Here is an 18,540-nt window from a genome sequence, read left to right on the forward strand (position 1 = left end):
CGCCATCGGGGCGATCCTCGGCGCTCATCCGCCGCCCGAGGATCGCCCGTATGGCACGCCCCATCTGGACCGGTACGTTATCGTTCGGCCTGCTCAACGTGCCGATCCGACTCATGTCGGGCGAACGTCGCAACGACCTGCATTTCCGCATGCTCGACCAGCGCAGCAATACGCCGGTGCGCTACGAGCGGGTCAATGCCGAGACCGGCGAGGAAGTCCCCTGGAAGGACATCGTCAAGGCGTTCGAGTACCAGAAAGGCAGCTACGTGGTCCTCGAGGAAGAGGACATCAAGAACGCCGCCAGCGATGCCCACGAAACGGTGGAGATCGATGCCTTCGTAGACGCCGGTTCCATCGCCCCGTCGTATTTCGAGAAGCCGTACATCCTGTTGCCGGCGAAGAAGGCCGAGAAGGGTTACGTACTGCTGCGCGAAACCCTGAAGAAGACCGGCAAGATCGGGATCGCGCGTGTGGTCATCCGTACCAAGGAATACCTGGCCGCGGTGATGCCGCAGGGCGACGGGTTGGTGCTGAACATCCTGCGCTACCAGTCGGAGATCGTGGACCTGAGCGATTACGACCTGCCCGACAAGGCCGCGACGGCCTACCGCATTTCGCCCCGTGAAATCGAGATGGCTGCCGACCTCATCCAGTCCATGGCGGCGGATTGGTCGCCCGGCGATTATCGCGACGAGTTCCGCGACAAGCTGCGTGGCGCCATCGAGAAGCGGCTCAAGAGCAAGGGCGTCAGGACGACCGTGGACGACGATGACGACTATACGCCGGAGAACGCTACCACCAATGTGGTGGACTTCATGGCGCTGCTGAAGAAGAGCCTGGGCGCGAAGACGCGCACACCGGCGAAGACGACGCCAACCGAGAAGATGCCGGTGAAGAAAGCTGCCACGGGTAAGGCTGTTGCGAAGAAAGCGGCGTCGAAGGGCGGGGCGAAGAAAGCGGCTCCCGCCAAAGCAGCGCCCGCCAAGGCAGCGCCCGCGAAGACGGTCGCGAAGAAGAATCCGGCACGGAAGGGGGCTTCACGTAAGGCGCCGACCAGGCGTCGGGCGGGGTGATACGGTGCGGCGATTATCGTCGCGGGTCTGGCGGGTATGGGTTGTCTTGGACGGGTGGCTTTGGGATGGGGTGTCTAGAGCCCAGAGCCTGGAGCCGTTCTGGCGGGCGGTACGGAACCGCCCGCCAGAACATGATTTGCGGCTTCCCTCGCGGTAGGGCCATTGAGGGATCGCGCACATCGTGCGCTCCTACGCGGGTTTTTGCATGCGGCGGAGGGAGGCCATGATTTCGTAGCAGGCGCCCATGGTGTGATAGTCGGTCTTGCCGGCGGGGCTCTTTTCGTCGTCGTATTTTTCGTTGTTGCGCTTGAGGATGCGATACCAGGCGCCGTACGTGTGATCGACGAAGTGCTGCCAGCTGTAGGCCCAGATCTTCTCGTAGGCCTCGTCGTACTTTTTCTCGCCCGTGGTTTCGAACAGCAGCTGCGCAGCGCCCAGCGATTCCGCCTGTACCCAGAAATACTTGTCGTCGTCGCAGACATCGCCCTCGGGCGAGAAACCGTAGGCGATGCCGCCGTGCTCGTTGTCCCAGGCCTTGGCCAGGGCCTCGTCGAACAGGTGCTTCGCGGTGGGCACCAGCCAGTCCTTATGCTTCGGCGTGCCCTTGGTGTAGCGATCGAGCATCATCAACAGCTTCGCCCACTCGGTCTGGTGGCCGGGCTGGAAACCCCAGGGGCGGAACAGGTGCTTGGGGTTGTCGAGGTTGTATTCCCAGTCGATCGTCCAGTCGCTGTGGTAGTGCTCCCACACCAGCTTCTGCGGGGTGAGCCCGGCCTGGCGCTGGGTCATGTTCTCGGCCAGCAGCAGCGCGCGATCGAGGTAACGATCCTCCTTCGTGGCTTCCCACGCGGCGATCATGGCCTCGGTCATGTGCATGTTGGCGTTCTGGCCGCGATAGCCGGTGAAGTTCCAGTCCTTGTCCGCCTCGTCGCGGTACAGGCCGTACTCCGGCTCGAAGTAGCGCTTCTCGAGCAGGTCCCAGATCTCGCCCTGCCACGCGCGTGCCTCGTCGAAGCCGACCTTCACGCCGCAGGAATAGGCCAGCAGCATGAAGGCCAGGCCGTAGCAGTGGTTCATCTGGTCGTCGCGCTTGCCGTCGGCGATCGTCCAGGCGTAACCGCCGGTCTCCGGGTTGAGGTGCACCTTGCGCAGGTAGGTCAGGCCGTGCATGACCAGGTCCTTGTCCTCGGGCTTGTTGAACTCGAGGTAGGCCATGGCATGGTTGAAGACGAAGCGCGTGCTCGACACCAGGTGGCGATGGCCGCGGTCGTAGACCGAGCCGTCGTCCTTGAAGTACTGGAAGAAGCCGCCGGTCGGATCGACCTCGTTCGGCTTGTAGAAGGCCATGGTCTTCGCGACATGGTCGCGGAGGACGTCGACGGAATGGAAATCGGGGCGGGGGACAGTCGTCATGCGTGCTTCTCCATGAAGGCCTTCACTTCGGCCTGGTCGGGAATGGCGGTGAACGAGCCCTTGCGGGTCGCGGTGATCGCACCGCAGGCGGCGGCAAAACGGATCAGCTCGACCAGGCGGGCTTCATCGGCGATCAACGCGTCGAAGCTGGCCGGGGTGACGCCCTCGTGGTCCAGGCGCGACAGCAGGCCACCGACGAACGCATCGCCCGCAGCCGTGGTGTCCACGGCCTCGACGGCATAGCCGGACAGCTCGCCGCTTGCGGCGCGGGTAAACCAGCGCATCGGTTCACCACCGTCGGTGACCAGCAGCAGGCGGGCCTCGCCCTCCCACAGCCGGGCAAGCACGGCATCATCGGTGTCGGCGTCGGTGTGGATGAACGCGAACTCTTCGGCACTGAGCTTGATCACGTCCGCTTCGTGCAGGGTCTCCCACAGACGGGGCAACGGTGCCTCGTCCTTCGGCCACAGGGCCGGACGCAGGTTCATGTCGAAGCTGACCAGCGCACCGGCCGTGCGGGCGCGGCGCATGCCTTCGACCGTAGTCGCGGCGATCGCGGCCTCGGTGAGCGAGTTGGAGCAGACGTGGAAGATCGACAGGTCGTCGAACGCCTGGGCGCGAAAGTGCTCAGGACGGAACAGCAGGTCGGCCGCGGGCGGACGATAGAAGCTGAAGCTGCGGTCGCCCTTGTCGTCGTGCGCGACGAAGGCCAGCGCGGTGCGCGCCTCGTCGGTACGCGCGACATCGTCGGTGCCGACGCCGAGGTCGGTCAGGCTCTTGAGCAGGAAGTCGCCGAACATGTCACGGGCGAGCATGCCGGCGAAACGGGCTTTGGCGCCCAGCAGGGCGGAGGCGACCGCGACGTTGGCGGGAGCGCCACCGGCAAACGGAACGAAGGCGGGAGGCTGACCGGCGCCGCCCTGGGGCTGTGCGTGGAAATCGATCAGCGCCTCGCCGAAGCAGAGGATGGAAGACATGCGTACGCGTGTCCTTGGGGACAGGGAAGGGGAAGCACGACGGCCGGCGGGCGCCGGCCGTCGTGACGAGCGTCAACCGGCCTTGGCGGCGACCGGGACGTTGCGGATCTTCGAGCCGCTCAGGCCGTAGAACACGATGTACGCGTAGCAGATGAGCGGGATGAAGAAGGCGTGCTGCAGGCCGATGTGGTCGGCGACCGCGCCCTGGATGACCGGGATCAGCGCGCCGCCGACGATGGCCATGATCAGCAGGCTCGACGCGTTGCTGGTGAGCGGACCCATGCGCTCGATACCGAGCGAGAAGATCGTCGGGAACATGATCGAGTTGAACAGGCCGATGGCCACGATGCTGTAAACGGCCACGGTGCCGGTGGTCATCATGGTGGTGATGACGAGCAGCACGTTGATGGCGGCGAACACGGCCAGCAGGACGCGCGGCGAGAACTTGGCCAGCAGGGCCGAACCGATGAAGCGGCCGACCATCGCGCCACCCCAGTAGAAGGCGACGTGCGACGCGGCGACTTCGCCCGTCATGTTGCCGATCTCAGGCAGCTGCAGGTAGTTGATCATGAAGCTGCCGATCGAGACTTCACCACCGACGTAGAAGAAGATACCGAGCACACCGAAAAACACGTGCGGGGTCTTCAGCGCGTCCATCAGCGAGTGGTGGCCTTCGTCGGCCTTCTCGGTGGTTTCTTCCAGCTTGGGCAGGTTGAACAGATACACGCCGATCGCGATCAGCACCAGCACCACGGCCAGGCCGATGTACGGCACCTGCACGGCGCTGGCTTCGGTCGCGCGGTAGGTGACCTGCTCGGCGGCGCTGAGCTTGGCGATGTCGTCGCTGCTCTTCACGGCGTTGGACAGGATCAGCACGCCACCGAAGAACGGAGCGAGGAAGGTGCCGAACGAGTTGAGGGCCTGGGCGAGGGTGAGGCGACTGGAAGCCGTCTTCTCGGGACCCAGCAGCGCGACGTACGGGTTCGCCGCCACCTGCAGCACCGTGATGCCGGTGGCCAGGATGAACAGCGCGCCGAGGAAGATGGGATAGACGCGCATACCGGCGGCGGGCCAGAACAGCGCCGCGCCGATGCCCGCGATGATCAGGCCGGCAACGATGCCCTTCTTGTAGCCGAGCGCAGCCACCAGCTTGCCCGCAGGCAGGCCCATGATGAAATACGCGCCAAAGAAGGTGAACTGGATGAGCATCGCCTGGAAGTAGTTCAGCTCGAACACACCCTTGAGGTGCGGGATCAGGATGTCGTTCAGGCAGGTCAGGAAGCCCCACATGAAGAAGATCGTGGTCATCACGCCGAGGGCGAGCGGGAAGTAGGTGTAACGGGTGTCGCCCGTGCTCGTCGAAGACGAGGTGGGCAATGGCGTGGATCCGGTGGCCATGGGGCGCTCCAGGTAGTGGGTCAGGGTGAAGAGGGCGGACAACTGCTTTCGCGTACGACCAGCCGTACCGGCGCGATCGTATAAGCGGTGTCCGTCTCGGGGTTGCGAAGTCGTTCGAGGATGAGTTCGGCGCTGCGTCGGCCCAGGCCACGCGGATCGACCGCGACGGTGGTGAGGGGCGGTACGCACACCGAGGCCTCCGCCACATCGTCGAAGCCGGTCAGGGCGAAATCCTCGCCGGGGCGCCGGCCGCGCTTGGTCAGGCCGAGGATCAGGCCCAGCGCGACGGCGTCGTTGTAGCAGACGGCTGCGGTAGGTGCCGGGTCGCGGGCGAACAGCGCGCCGGTCTGCCGGGCGGCTTCCAGGCGCGTGGGCGCGCTTTCCACCAGCCAGGCGGGATCGACCGGCAGGCCGGCGTCCTGCATGGCGCCGGCATAGCCCTTGCGACGCTGGGCCACCGAGCTGGAATCGCGGTGGCCACCGAAGAAGGCGATGCGCCGGTGGCCGAGGCCGATGAGGTGCTCCGTGGCGAGCCGGGCGCCGTGCTCGTTGTCCATCTCCAGGGTGTCCCAGCGATGGGCGCCTTCGTCGTCCGGCAGCTCGCGGTTGAACACCAGCAGCGGCGTGTGCATGCCGACCGCCGCCAGCACCTGCTCCCCCTCGCTGCCTTCGGCCGGCGAGAGGATGATGCCGGCGGGGCCGTGTTCGATCAGGGAGTTGAGCACCGCCTGCTGGCGGTCCGGCGATTCGCCAGTATTGCCCAGCAGGGTGACGTAGCCGGCGCTGGCCAGCGCCTCGTCGGCACCTGCCGCGAACTCGGCGAAGAACGGGTTGCCCAGGTCGTTGATGACCAGGCCGATACTGGAGGAGGTGCGTCGGCGCAGGTTGGCCGCCGCGCGGTTATAGACGTAGCCTTGCCGTTTGAGCTCCGCCTCGACCCGCGCGCGCGTCGCGGAGTTGACCAGGGGGCTGCCGCGCAGGACCAGCGACACCGTGGCCCGCGACACATCGCACCCCAGCGCGATGTCGGCGAGGGTCACCTTGCGGCGTTGCGGGGTGATCCTCGGCATTCAGGGCTCCTTCAAACGATCTAAACCGGGCGATCATCGCGCGGTGTGGTCTGGGATGCATCACGCACTGCAACATGCATGGGCCGGCTATCTTTGCTACGTTCGATCCGTTTGTCACGATCCAAACGATCGCGACCGCTCGTCAAGCGTTCATTCGAGGGGAACCATCCATGCCGAACTCCGCCCGCCTGCGTCGCGGCCTGCTCGCCGCCGCCCTGGGCCTTGCCCTGCCGATCCTGACATCCGCCGCCGCCGACCGACCCACCAGCGCCTTTGCGGCGGTCGATCCGATGATCGGCACCGGCGGCGACGGTCATACCTTTCCGGGCGCCACGGTGCCCTTCGGCATGATCCAGCTGTCCCCCGACACGGCGATGCCGGACGTCAAGCACGCCTACAAATGGGCCGCCGGTTACCAGTACGGCGACACGAGCATCCTCGGTTTCTCCCATACGCATTTCTCCGGCAGCGGCCATTCCGACCTGGGCGATGTCCTCGTCATGCCCGTTGCCGGTGACGTGAAGCTGGACCCGGGCTCCCCCGACAAGCCCGGCAGCGGCTATCGCTCGCGTTTCGACCATACGACCGAACGCGCCGAGGCAGGGTACTACGCCGTTACGCTGGCCGACTACGGCGTACGTGCGGAACTGACGGCCGGTGCGCGGGTCGGCTGGCACCGCTACACCTTTCCGGCGGGCAAGCCGGCGCACCTGCTGCTGGACCTGCGGCCCAGCATTTACGATTACGACGGCAAGGTACTCTGGTCGTCGCTGCGCGTGCGTGCGGACGGTACGGTCACCGGCGGACGCACCACGCGGGGCTGGGCGCCCGGCCGCCAGCTGTATTTCGCCATGCGTTTCAACCAGCCGATGACCTCCCGTGCGTTGAAGAACCGTGAGGAGGCGATCGCCTACCGCGGCTTCAGTGGGCCGGGCAACCGTGCCGACGACACCGACGGCATCAGCGGTCGTGCGCTGGAGGGCGTGTTCGATTTCGGCAAGCTGGGCAAGCCGCTGGTGGTGAAGGTCGCCGTGTCCTCGGTCAGCGAGGACAACGCGGTGGCCAACCTGGACGCCGATGGCCAGGGCTTCGACTTCGACGCGCGTCGCGCCGAGGCTCGTGGGGCCTGGGAAAAGGTGTTGTCGACGGTGGACGTGCAGGCCCCGGTGGACACTCGACGGATGTTCTACACCGCGCTGTACCACGCGATGATCTCCCCCAGCCTGTCGATGGACGTCAACGGGCAGTACCGCGGCCCCGACAACCAGGTGCACACCGCCAAGGGCTTCGACTTCTATTCCACGTGGTCGCTGTGGGACGTATACCGCGCGCAGCAGCCGCTGGTGACGCTGCTGCGCTCCGACATGAGCAGCCAGTTCGTCAATTCGCTGATCGCGGCGCGCGAGGCCAGTCCCTTCGGCATCCTGCCGATCTGGGCCTACCAGGGCATGGAAACCTGGTGCATGGTCGGCTACCACGCCGTGCCGGTCATCGCCGATGCCTATATGAAGGGTATCCGCGGGTTCGATGCCGACAAGGCGCTGGCGGCGATGGTCGCCAGTGCCACGTACGGCCCCTACGGCGGCCTGGACGATTACATGAAGCTCGGCTACGTGCCGATCGATCGGCAGCCCGAAGCCGCGTCCAAGACCGTCGAGTACGCGTTCGACGACTGGTCGCTGGCGCGCATGGCCAAGGCGATGGGCAAGGACGATGTCGCCGCGACCTTCATGAAGCGTGCCGGCAACTGGAAGAACAGCTTCGACACGCGTACCGGCTTTCTTCGCGCGCGCAAGAGCGACGGCGCCTTCCGCGAACCGTTCGATCCGTCGTCGGCCGCCTATGGCAGCGATTACACCGAGGGCAACGCGTGGCAGTACTCCTGGTACGTGCCGCAGGACGTTGCCGGACTGATCGCGGCCCTGGGCGGAACGGATGCCTTCGTCAAGAAGCTGGATTCGGTATTCGATGCCAAGGTGGACCCCAAGTCGTTCGCCCACGTCGAGGACATCACCGGCCTGATCGGCTGGTATGCGCATGGCAACGAGCCCAGCCATCAGGTGGCCTACCTGTACGACTACGCGGGCCAACCCTGGAAGACGCAGGAGCGGCTGGTCCAGATCATGAAGACGCAGTACAGCCCGACGCCCACCGGCCTGGTCGGCAACGACGACCTGGGCCAGATGTCCGCCTGGTACATCTTCAGCTCGCTGGGCTTCTATCCGGTGGCCCCGGGCAGCAACGAGTACGTGATCGGGCGGCCGTTCGTGGAGAAGGCCACGCTGAACCTGCCCGGCGGCAAGCGGTTCACGGTGTCGGCCGACCGGCTCGACGCCGCGCATCCCTATATCGGCGGGGTGACGCTCAACGGCAAGCCGCTGGACCGCACCTTCATCCGTCACGAGGACATCGTGGCCGGGGGCGAGCTGCACTTCACCATGCAGGCGGAGCCGGCAAAAGGCTGGGGCCAGCAGCCGGGCTCGGCGCCTTACTCGATGACCGGAGCGGCTCCCTGAGCCCACCCTCGGCAGGGCTCACGGAACCTTCACGGCTTTTTGGGCATTAAGCACGCCTTTCATCCAACGGGTGCGTCACTTATCCCGCCGATGCCGGAACGGCACATGGCGGGAAGGGGCGCACCCGTTATCGCGTCCCCAGGGTGTGTCCTTGCGTCACCAGCGAATCGAAGTACCCAGCGTCTATAATCCATGTCCTTCAGGGGCAGGATTCGTCGCGGGGAACACGACAGCATGATCGTAAGGATGGGGGCGCGCTGGCGTATCGCGAGTCTGCTCACGGCGGTGCTCGTCATCGTGGCCTTGCCATACGTGGTCAATCGGTCCAGTGCGGATGCCGCCCTGTCCACCCGCGACTGGGTGACGCATACGGCCGAGATCAAGGCCGGCGTCTATCGTGTCGACGCCATCCTGCGCGGCAGCGAGGCGGCGGCGTACACCCTGCTGGCGGGCGCGCCGGCCGACCCCCAACTGGAAGAGCGGCTGGCCGCGAACCGCAAGCTGGTCCCCGGTCTCATCGGCGACCTGCGCCTGATGATGTCCGACAATCCGCAGCAACTCACGCGCCTGGGCGGCCTGGAAGCGATGGCGAACAGCCGGGCGACCCTTTGCGAGCGGGCGATGGACCGGCTCAGGGCGGGCGATCGCGAAGGCGCATTCAAGGCCATGGAGGACATACGCGTCCTCTTTCCCATTCGCCAGACGGTGATCGACCTGCTGGCGGAGGAATCCACGCTGCTGGAACAGCGTCGCGCGCAGGCCCTGGATTCGGCATCGGACAACCGAACGGTGCTGCTGATCGCCTCGCTGGCGCAGATCGCGCTGCTGGCGATCGTGGTGGTGGTGTCCGAGCGACAGATCGCGATCCGCCTGAAAGCGGAGGTGCAGGCGTCCGACGCCGTGAATCGCTCGCAACTGATCGTGCAGGCCGTGCGCGAGCCTATCGCAATGCTGGACGCTTCGCTGCGTACGTTGCTGGTCAATACGGCGTTCGCCGAGCTGTACGGTTTCGACCGTGAGCGTGACAGCAAGCTGCCGATCAACGAGATCGGCGAAGGCGCATGGAGCGACACGTCGCTGTTGCAGCGCCTCAGCGACGTGGTGGCGCGCGACCGCGAACTGTGGGATTACGAACTCACCCAGCGCACCGTGGACGGCATCGACCGCTTCGTGGTGATCAATGCGCGCCGTATCGAAGAGTCGGACAACGATGCGCCGGCGGTCTTGCTGACCGTCAGCGACATCACGGCGCGAGCGCTGGTCGAGCAGAAGGTCAGCGAGCTCAATCGCCAGCTCGAGGGCAAGGTGGAGCAGATCTCCGACGTCAATCGCGAGCTGGAGGCCTTCAGCTATTCCGTCTCGCACGACCTGCGTGCGCCGCTGCGGCACATCGCCGGGTTCGCCGGCAAGCTGGAAGCGCACCTGGCCGACCGTTCCGACGACCGGGTCAGGCACTACATCGACGTCATTACCCATTCCTCCCGCCGCATGGCGCAGCTGATCGACGACCTGCTGGTGTTCTCCCGCCTGGGCCGCGGCGCGTTGCGGCTGCAGGCGGTGGATATGCAGTCGCTGGTGGAAGAGGCGCGCGCCCTGGTTGAAACCGAGGTACGCGACCGCCAGATCGAGTGGCGGATCGCTCCCCTGCCCATCGTCGTCGGCGACGAGAACATGTTGCGCACCGTCTGGCAGAACTTGCTGGGTAACGCGGTCAAGTACACCGCCAACCGCGAGAAAGCGATCGTCGAGGTTACCCTCGAGCGCAGCGCGGCAGGCGATTACGAGTTTGCCGTGCGCGACAACGGCGCCGGTTTCGACATGCAGTACGCAAGCAAGCTGTTCGGTGTCTTCCAGCGCCTGCACCGCGCCTCGGAGTTCCCGGGTAACGGTATCGGCCTGGCCAACGTGCGCCGCATCATCGCGAGACACGGCGGGCGGACCTGGGCCGAGGGCGAGACGGACCGCGGTGCGACGTTCCACTTCTCATTGCCGGCCTCCGATAGTGCGGACGCCCACACAGGTGACACATGATCGACGCCAAGGCCAAGCTGCATACGATCCTCATCGTCGAAGATTCCATGGCCGATGCGGAAATGGCGATGGACGCCCTGAGGGAGGCAAAGCTGGCCAATCCCGTGGTGCACGTGGAAGACGGCGTGGACTGCCTCGACTGGCTGCATCGTCGGGGCCCCTACGCGACGCGTGACCCGGGCGATCCGGCGGTGATCCTGCTGGACATCAAGATGCCGCGCAAGGATGGCCTGGAAGTCCTCAAGGAGCTGCGAACGGAAGAGCGGTGGCGCCGCCTGCCGGTGGTGATCCTTTCCTCGTCGCGCGAAGAGAGCGACCTGGCCCGCAGCTGGGACCTTGGCGTGAACGCCTACGTGCTCAAGCCGGTCGACGTGCAGCAGTTCTTCACCGCCGTGCAGACGCTCGGCCACTTCTGGGCGGTGCTGAACCAGCGCCCGGACGGCGATTGAGCCAGGAGCCGGGCGACTGATATGGGTGGGCAGGACCAGAACCGGAAAGTGCGCATCCTCCAGGTAGAGGATAACGAGCTCGATGCGGAGCTCATTCAGGCCGAGCTGGAGCAGGACGGGCTCGACTACGAGGTGTTGCTCGTCGACGACGAGGCGGCGTTCCTCGCGGGCCTCGACGGGTTCGACCCGCATATCGTGCTGTCCGACCTCAGCCTGCCTACCTTCAGCGGTGAGCGGGCCTTGCAGCTGCTGCGCGAACGCAATACCGCCATACCCTTCATCTTCATTTCCGCCACCTTGGGTGAGGAAGCCGCCATCGAGGCGCTGCGCAACGGCGCCACGGATTACATCCTCAAGCACAACACGGCGCGACTGGCGTCCGCCGTAAGGCGTGCCCTGCGCGAAGCGGAAGAGCAGCGCGGTCGCGCCCGTGCGGAGCAGGAACTGATCCGCGCGCAGCGCTTCGAGAGCCTGGCCCTGCTGGCAGGCGGCCTCAGCCACGACCTGCGCAACCTGCTGCAGCCGCTGCTGCTGGCCGGCGATACGCTGGAAGACTACGCCGACGATCCGCGCCTCGCCCGCCTGGGCACGCTGGTGCGCGACTGTGGGCGCCGTGGCCTGGAGATGGTGTCGTCGATGCTGTCGTTCGCGCGCGGCGCGCGGCGCGCGGAACAGGTGCGTCTGGGCGCCCTGCTGGATGCCTTGAAATTGCTTTTGCAGGGCAGCGTGCCGCGAACCGTCAACATGACGATCGAGGTATATGACGCGGATGTCACCTTCGAGGGCAACCACACCGAGCTGCAGCAGTGTCTGCTCAACCTCAGCCTCAACGCTTTCCAGGCCATGCCTGCCGGCGGCACGCTGCGTATCGAGACCACGCAGGCGAGCCTGGCGGACGATTTCTTCCTGGAAGGCGAGCAGCCGCACCCGGGCCGTTACCTGCGCCTGTCCGTGATCGATACCGGACTGGGCATGCCGCCGGACGTCCTGTCGCGCCTGTTCGAGCCGTTCTTCACTACCAAGGAGACCGGCACGGGCCTCGGCCTGCTCTCGTGCAAGCGCATCGTCGCCAGCCACGGCGGCCTCATGCGCGTGCGCAGCGTGGTGGGTGAAGGCACGCAGTTCCACCTCTACCTGCCGCTCAACAGTGAAGACGAGGACGCCGCCCCGGCGTCCATCATGGATGCGTCGCTGCAGGGCGAAGCCGAGCGCGTGCTCGTGGTGGTCGAGGAAGCCGTGCAGTTGTCGTTGCTGGTCGACACGCTGGATGCCTATGGCTACCAGGCCGGCGCCAGCCAGAGTGGCACGGCCGCGCTGCAATGGATCGAGGCCCACGGCGTGCCGGACCTCGTGGTGATGGACGCCGATATGAACCTGTTCACCGGCGTGCGCACGCTGGCCGCGCTGCTCGAGCACGGCTACAGCCGCGCGGTGCTGTTGCTGGCCCGGCCGGACGCCCCGCCCAACCTCGACGAACTGCCGCAGCTGGATCACCTCTACGTGCTGCACAAGCCGATCCAGTCGCGCGCACTGCTGCGCAAGGTGCGTGAGGCGCTGGAGGCGAGCGAGGGCAAGGGCGGCTGATCCCTTTCGCGTCGCCTAGCGGAATGCCTGCATTTTTCAGAATCCTTCCATATCGATGGAAGGGGTATCCGACTAACGTCTTCCCGACACGTGTCTGCGCTGCCGCAGGCCGCCACGGCTTCGGGGAGTGCGATGTTCTGGGATATGCAAAAGGAAGCCGACGCCATCGTGCGTCGCATGACGATCGCCACATACCTCGTCGGCTTCATCGTCGCGAGCCTGGTGCACCTCATGGCGTCGCTGTCGATCCTGCTCTGGCAGACCTCCTGCCTCTATCCGCGATGCGTGGAGGGCCCGGCGTTCGACCTCGTGCGCGGGGTCATGCAGGTGCCCCTGTTCGCTACCCCCTGGCTGCAGCTACCGTCACCGGATGAGGATTTCCAGCGTGGCTGGGGGCTGTTCGGCGGCCTTGTCCTCAACGCCATGCTCGCGGTGCTCGTCTACGCCGGCCTGGCCATGACGGTGCGGCGCTGTCACGCGCGGTGGCGCATCAATCGATCCCGAGCTTCTTCAGCTTGTACCGCAAGGCGCGGAACGTGATGCCCAGCTTCTTGGCGGTCGCGGTCTTGTTGTACCGCGATTCTTCCAGCGCCTTGATGATCGTGTCGCGCTCGATGTTGGAAATGAAATCTTCCAGCGAACCGTCGGCACCGCCGGCCGAGAGTCCGCTGGCAGGCGCTTGGGCCACGCTGCCCGTGGCGGCATCCGCACCGGAAGGGGCAGGCGCCGCCGTACGTTGCGGCAACATCAGGTCCTCCGCCTCGATGGCATCGCCTTCGCACATGGCCATGGCGCGCTCGAGGATGTTCTCCAGTTCGCGCACGTTGCCCGGGAACTGGTAGGCCTCCAGCGCGGCCAGCGCTTCGGGTTGCAGCCGGCCGGGTGCGCCGCCACCGGATTCCACGGCGAGCTGGCGCAGGACAAACTCGGCCAGCTTGGGCACGTCGCCGCGGCGCTCGCGCAACGGTGGTACGCGCAGCTCGATCACGTTGATGCGATAGAACAGGTCCTGGCGAAACAGGCCTTGCTCGACCAGCAGGGCCAGGTTCTTGTGCGTGGCCGAAAGGATGCGCACGTCCACGGGGATCTCGTCACGGCCGCCGATGGGGCGCACGGCTTTTTCCTGGATCGCCCGCAGCAGCTTCACCTGCATGTGCAGGGGCAGCTCGGCCACCTCGTCGAGGAACAGCGTGCCGCCCTGGGCCGCCTGGAACAGGCCCTCCTTGTCGGCATGGGCACCCGTGAAGCTGCCCTTGCGGTGGCCGAAGAACTCGCTTTCCATCAGTTCCGACGGAATGGCGCCGCAGTTCACGGGCACGAAAGCGCCCGCCGCGCGGGGGCCCAGCTCGTGGATCAGCCGGGCGACCAGTTCCTTGCCCACCCCCGATTCGCCGCCGATATACACCGGCGCCTGGTTGCGCGCCAGCTTGACGATCTTCCCGCGTACTTCGGTCATGACGGGCGAGTCGCCTATCAGGCGATCGGCGCCCGGTGCACCCTTGGCGCCGGTTTCCGTCTTGCGTTCTTCGGAGAGGCGCAAGGCCGTGCGGACGAGGCGGCGCAGGAGGTGGATATCCACCGGCTTGGACACGAAGTCGAATGCGCCCGCTTTCAGGGCGGTTACCGCTGCATCGACGTTGCCATACGCGGTGATCATCGCCACGGGCATGTCCGGATGGTTGGCGGCGATCAGCTCGATGATCTCCTGGCCGCTGCCGTCGGGCAGACGCATGTCGGTAAAGCACAGGTCGTAGCGACGGGACGCCAGGGCGTTGCGTGCTTCGGTGACGCTCCCTACGGCGTCGACGTCGAGCTCCATGCGCCCAAGGGTGATGGTCAGCAACTCACGGATGTCGCGTTCGTCGTCGATGACCAGTATGGACTGCTTGCTCATGGGTTCCGAAAGGTTCGGTGATGACAGCCAATGTAACCGTCCCGGCGTCCCGCGCAAAGGGCGCCGTTCACGCCCTGGCGGCCAGGGGCACCGACGCCGCCGTGCGGGCGGGCGGCGTGAGGCTGATCCGGAAGCAGCTGCCGCCGCCTGCCACGCGCACGTATTCCAGGGCGGCCTGATTGGCCTCGGTCATCTGCCGGGCGAGGTAGAGACCCAGGCCCGTGCCGTATTCGTGCGTAGTGAAGAACGGCTCGAAGATCTGCGCGGCCACCTTCGGCGGAATGCCCGGACCCCGGTCAATCACCTCGAGGATGGGAATGCCGGCCTCCGAGTGACGGGCCACCAGCATGACGCGGGCGGGCTCACCCGGCATGCGCCCGTAGCGCAGGGCATTCTGGACCAGGTTCCAGATCACCTGCTGCAGGTGCTGGGGGTCCGCGACAGCGGCCACGGGCTCGCTGCCCGAGACGGCGCGCAGGATGTCCGCGCCCAGATCGTTGCCCAGGCGGTATTCGGTGACGAAGTGGTGCACCCACTGGCTCAGGTCCAGGGTTTCCGGACGCGAGCGCTCGCGTCGGGAAAGCTGCAGGATGTTCTCGATGATCTCGTTGAGCCGCGAGCAATGGTTGTTGATGATCTCGACCATCCGCAGGTCGGTATCGTTCATGTCGGTGGATTCGGCCAGCAACTGGGCCGAGTAGTGGATCGCCGCCAGCGGGTTGCGGATCTCGTGGGCGATCGACGCGGACAGGCGCCCCAGCGAGCTGAGGGTCAGCTCCTCGGCACGCCGTGACACCAGCGAGGTGTCGTCCAGGAAGATCAGGACGTGCGAATCGTCGTTGGGGGCCAGCCGGGAGAACCGGGGGATGACCTCGGGGGTGCCGTCGGCCAGCATGGTTGCGCTCTCGTCCAGCTTGCCGGACGTGCGCCAGTGGTAAAGCCGCCGCGACAGCTCCGGTGCCAGGCTGCCCAGGTCGCGCTGTTCGGCCGAAGGATTGCCCATCAGCATCCACGCGGACTCGTTGAGCTGGTGGATACGGTTGCCTTCGTCGACCAGCAGCACGCCGGTCTTCATGCGCCGGATGATCAGCTCGTTCACCTGGGACAGGTTGGCCAGGTCGATGCCGCGCTGCTCGGCCAGGGCCTCCGACGCGCGGATATTGCGGCCCAGCATGTAGCACAGCGAGGCGCAGGCGAAGTAGGCTGCGCCGAACAGCCCATATTCCACCAGTTCGCGGTCGCCGGCGGTGGGTTCGTCCAGGTCGAACAGGCAGTGGCCCAGCATGGCCAGGGTGGCCAGCGCCGCGAAGAACATCGACAGCCGGAAGGGCAGCAGCAAGGCGCCGGTGGCCATGTTGACCGCCAGCATCATGGCCACGCCCATGCGCACGTCGTGCATGAGGACCAGGGCGAAAAGAGCGGCGGCGATGTCCAGCGTCAGGCCGATGGAGACGATGAGGACGGGCCGGTGCAGGGAAACCCGCGTGCGCGAGACCATGACCAGGGCGGCCAGCAGGTAGGCCAGGGCGAGCAGCCGGGCGGCCAGGGGCTCCGGCAGGGCCGGCCAGTTCATGTGCTCGGGGCGGAACGCCAGCGCGGTGTAGACCGCGGCCTGACCCAGCCGGAAGTAGTTGAAAAAGAACAGTTCGTGGCGGGCCGTGTTCTGCACGGCGCGCGAGCTGGAGGCGCTGGTCGGCGCGGGCGTGGACACGTGGATGGTTCTCCGCCGGTGGCCCCCCGGGGCCTCGATGAGGGCCAGTATAGGCGGCGCCGGGGCACGGCAACACACCATTCCTGCAGCCCGGACCGGCCGTCCCGGGGCCAATGTCGCGGCGCCCCTTTCCATCCGGGGCGCCTTCCGGGAAAATACGCGGCCGTATTGCGTCATTCTGGCGTGATCGATCGAAGCATCCCCCACTCCCGTGCAGGCCGCTCCTGGCCCGCATGCATTCACACGCTTCTCCCGTTCGCTCGAGGTATCGAATGAATTTCCACGAGTACCAGGCTAAAGAACTGTTCGCCAAGTACGGCATCGCCGTGCCCCCGGGCAAGGTTGCCAACTCTCCCGACGCCGCTGTCGACGCCGCCAAGCACCTTGGTGGCTCGCAGTGGATGGTCAAGGCCCAGATCCATGCCGGTGGCCGCGGCAAGGCCGGTGGCGTCAAGTTCTGCCGCAGCCTCGATGCCGTCCGCGATGCCGCCAAGGGCATGCTCGGTACCAACATGGAAACCTACCAGTCCGCCGGCCGCGCGCTGCCGGTGAACCTGGTGCTGGTGACCGATGCGACCGACATCGCGAAGGAACTCTACCTCTCGATCCTCACCGATCGTGACACCAAGTCGATCTCGTTCATCGCCTCCAAGCATGGCGGCGTCGACATCGAGCAGGTGGCCGCCGAGACCCCGGAAGACATCCACACCTTCCAGGTGGATTTCGTCGAAGGCCTGCAGCCGTACCAGTGCCGCGACCTCGGGTTCAAGATGGACCTGAACCCGAAGCAGGTCGGCCAGCTGGTCAAGATCATGCTGGGCCTCTACAAGCTGTTCAATGAGAAAGATCTGGCCCTGGTCGAGCTCAACCCGCTCGCCATCCTCGAGGACGGCAACCTCGCCGCGCTCGACGGCAAGGTCAACTCGGACGACAACGCCGAGTTCCGTCACGCCGACCTGGCCGCCATGCGCGACCTCACGCAGGAAGACGCCGCCGAAGCGGCCGCCGTCCAGCACAACCTCAACTACGTCACGATGGACGGCACGATCGGCTGCATGGTCAACGGCGCCGGCCTGGCGATGGCCACGATGGACGTGATCAAGCTGGCGGGCGGCGAGCCGGCCAACTTCCTCGACGTCGGCGGCGGCGCCACCAAGGAGCGCGTCTCCGAGGCGTTCAAGCTCATCCTCTCGTCCGACAAGGTCAAGGCCATACTGGTCAACATCTTCGGCGGCATCGTGCGTTGCGACCTGATCGCCGAAGGCATCATCGCGGCCGTGAAGGAAGTGGGTCTGCAGATCCCCGTCATCGTTCGCCTGCAGGGCACCAACGTCGAGAAGGGCCGCGAACTGCTGGCCAACTCGGGTCTGGCGATCACGCCGGCCGACGATCTCAACGACGCGGCCCGCAAGGCCGTGGCCGCAGCGGCCTGAGGAGCGAATCTAAATGAGCGTCCTGATCAACAAGAACACCAAGGTCCTCGTCCAGGGCTTCACCGGACAGCAGGGTACCTTCCACGCCGAGCAGGCCATCGATTACGGCACCAAGGTCGTCGGTGGCGTGACCCCGGGCAAGGGCGGTTCCGAGCACATCGGCCTGCCCGTCTTCAACACGGTGCGTGACGCGGTCGACCAGACCGGCGCCGACGCGTCGGTCATCTTCGTGCCGCCGCCGTTCGCGGCCGACTCGATCCTCGAAGCCATCGCCGGTGGCATCAAGATCATCGTCACGATCACCGAAGGCATCCCGGTGCTCGACATGATGCGCGTGAAGAACGTGCTGAAGTCGCACCCGGACGTCGTGCTGGTCGGTCCGAACTGCCCCGGCGTCATCACCCCGGGTGAGTGCAAGATCGGCATCATGCCGGGCCACATCCACAAACCGGGCAAGGTCGGTATCGTCTCGCGCTCGGGCACCCTCACGTACGAAGCGGTGTTCCAGACCACGAACGAAGGCCTGGGCCAGTCCACCTGCATCGGCATCGGCGGCGACCCGATCAATGGCCTCAACTTCATCGACTGCCTGAAGCTGTTCCAGGACGATCCGCAGACCGAAGGCATCATCATGGTCGGCGAAATCGGTGGCAGCGCGGAAGAAGATGCGGCCGAGTTCATCAGCCAGTACGTCAAGAAGCCGGTGGTGTCGTTCATCGCCGGTGCTTCGGCACCTCCGGGCAAGCGCATGGGCCATGCCGGCGCGATCATCTCCGGCGGCAAGGGCACGGCGGAAGCCAAGTTCGCCGCGCTCGAGAAGGCAGGCGTGACCACGGTCAAGTCGCCGGCCGACCTCGGCAAGACCCTCGCGGGTCTGATGAAGTAAGACACGTCGCTCGCCTCGGCGAGTGTCGGAAAAACCGCGGCCTCCGGGTCGCGGTTTTTTTTTTGAGAAATCGTCGCCCCGTAGGAGCGCACGCACGTGCGCGAA

14 protein-coding genes are annotated in these 18,540 nt (G+C 66.0%); 8 read left to right on the forward strand and 6 right to left on the reverse strand.

Features of this window, described 5'->3' with window-relative positions:
• Positions 1-50 precede the first annotated feature (50 nt).
• Positions 51-1,073, forward strand: a complete 1,023-nt coding sequence (locus QRN34_RS08090; protein WP_285403538.1) for a Ku protein — start codon at positions 51-53, stop codon at positions 1,071-1,073.
• 189 nt (positions 1,074-1,262) lie between these two features.
• On the opposite strand, the gene QRN34_RS08095 is transcribed toward QRN34_RS08090, so the two are convergent.
• From QRN34_RS08095 to QRN34_RS08110, 4 genes are all read right to left on the reverse strand, one after another.
• A complete protein-coding gene (locus tag QRN34_RS08095) occupies positions 1,263-2,486 on the reverse strand; it encodes an AGE family epimerase/isomerase (protein ID WP_285403539.1) in 1,224 nt (407 codons plus the stop codon).
• Positions 2,483-3,463 carry a carbohydrate kinase gene (locus QRN34_RS08100; RefSeq protein ID WP_285403540.1) on the reverse strand — a complete coding sequence of 327 codons (981 nt, stop codon included), beginning with the start codon at positions 3,461-3,463 and terminating at the stop codon, positions 2,483-2,485. Before QRN34_RS08100 ends, QRN34_RS08095 begins: the two co-directional genes overlap by 4 nt.
• Positions 3,464-3,535: 72 nt before the next feature.
• Entirely contained in the window at positions 3,536-4,861 is a 1,326-nt protein-coding gene (fucP, locus tag QRN34_RS08105; RefSeq protein WP_036137580.1) for an L-fucose:H+ symporter permease, read from the reverse strand.
• Between the two features lie 20 nt (positions 4,862-4,881).
• Positions 4,882-5,931 carry a LacI family DNA-binding transcriptional regulator gene (locus QRN34_RS08110; RefSeq protein ID WP_285403541.1) on the reverse strand — a complete coding sequence of 350 codons (1,050 nt, stop codon included), beginning with the start codon at positions 5,929-5,931 and terminating at the stop codon, positions 4,882-4,884.
• A gap of 170 nt (positions 5,932-6,101) precedes the next feature.
• On the opposite strand from QRN34_RS08110, the gene QRN34_RS08115 reads away from it, so the two are divergent.
• From QRN34_RS08115 to QRN34_RS08135, 5 genes are all read left to right on the forward strand, one after another.
• On the forward strand, positions 6,102-8,447 hold the full coding sequence (locus QRN34_RS08115; RefSeq protein WP_285403542.1) for a GH92 family glycosyl hydrolase: 2,346 nt from the start codon (positions 6,102-6,104) through the stop codon (positions 8,445-8,447).
• Between the two features lie 234 nt (positions 8,448-8,681).
• Positions 8,682-10,478, forward strand: a complete 1,797-nt coding sequence (locus QRN34_RS08120; protein WP_285403543.1) for an ATP-binding protein — start codon at positions 8,682-8,684, stop codon at positions 10,476-10,478.
• Positions 10,475-10,927, forward strand: coding sequence for a response regulator (locus tag QRN34_RS08125; RefSeq protein ID WP_036137569.1), 453 nt, complete (start codon positions 10,475-10,477; stop codon positions 10,925-10,927). The genes QRN34_RS08120 and QRN34_RS08125 overlap by 4 nt, the downstream gene beginning before the upstream one ends.
• 21 nt (positions 10,928-10,948) lie before the next feature.
• A complete protein-coding gene (locus tag QRN34_RS08130; protein ID WP_285403544.1) occupies positions 10,949-12,511 on the forward strand; it encodes a hybrid sensor histidine kinase/response regulator in 1,563 nt (520 codons plus the stop codon).
• 90 nt (positions 12,512-12,601) lie between these two features.
• The gene (locus QRN34_RS08135; protein ID WP_285403545.1) at positions 12,602-13,051 is read left to right on the forward strand and encodes a hypothetical protein; all 450 of its coding nucleotides are present in this window, start codon (positions 12,602-12,604) and stop codon (positions 13,049-13,051) included.
• On the opposite strand, the gene QRN34_RS08140 is transcribed toward QRN34_RS08135, so the two are convergent.
• Complete coding sequence (locus QRN34_RS08140) at positions 13,002-14,405, reverse strand: sigma-54 dependent transcriptional regulator (protein ID WP_285403546.1); 1,404 nt, start codon at positions 14,403-14,405, stop codon at positions 13,002-13,004. The two genes, QRN34_RS08135 and QRN34_RS08140, sit on opposite strands and share 50 nt — an antisense overlap.
• Before the next feature lie 67 nt (positions 14,406-14,472).
• Positions 14,473-16,116: an ATP-binding protein gene (locus QRN34_RS08145; RefSeq protein ID WP_285403547.1), complete on the reverse strand. Its 1,644-nt coding sequence runs from the start codon at positions 16,114-16,116 to the stop codon at positions 14,473-14,475.
• Between the two features lie 272 nt (positions 16,117-16,388).
• Between QRN34_RS08145 and sucC the strand changes: the two genes are divergently transcribed.
• Both sucC and sucD read left to right on the forward strand, forming a co-directional pair.
• Entirely contained in the window at positions 16,389-17,549 is a 1,161-nt protein-coding gene (gene sucC / locus QRN34_RS08150) for an ADP-forming succinate--CoA ligase subunit beta (RefSeq protein ID WP_345782896.1), read from the forward strand.
• A gap of 13 nt (positions 17,550-17,562) precedes the next feature.
• Positions 17,563-18,435 carry a succinate--CoA ligase subunit alpha gene (gene sucD, locus QRN34_RS08155; RefSeq protein ID WP_285403549.1) on the forward strand — a complete coding sequence of 291 codons (873 nt, stop codon included), beginning with the start codon at positions 17,563-17,565 and terminating at the stop codon, positions 18,433-18,435.
• Positions 18,436-18,540 lie beyond the last annotated feature (105 nt).

This window comes from Luteibacter sp. ME-Dv--P-043b (genome assembly GCF_030209605.1).
Classification (GTDB): Bacteria; Pseudomonadota; Gammaproteobacteria; order Xanthomonadales; family Rhodanobacteraceae; genus Luteibacter.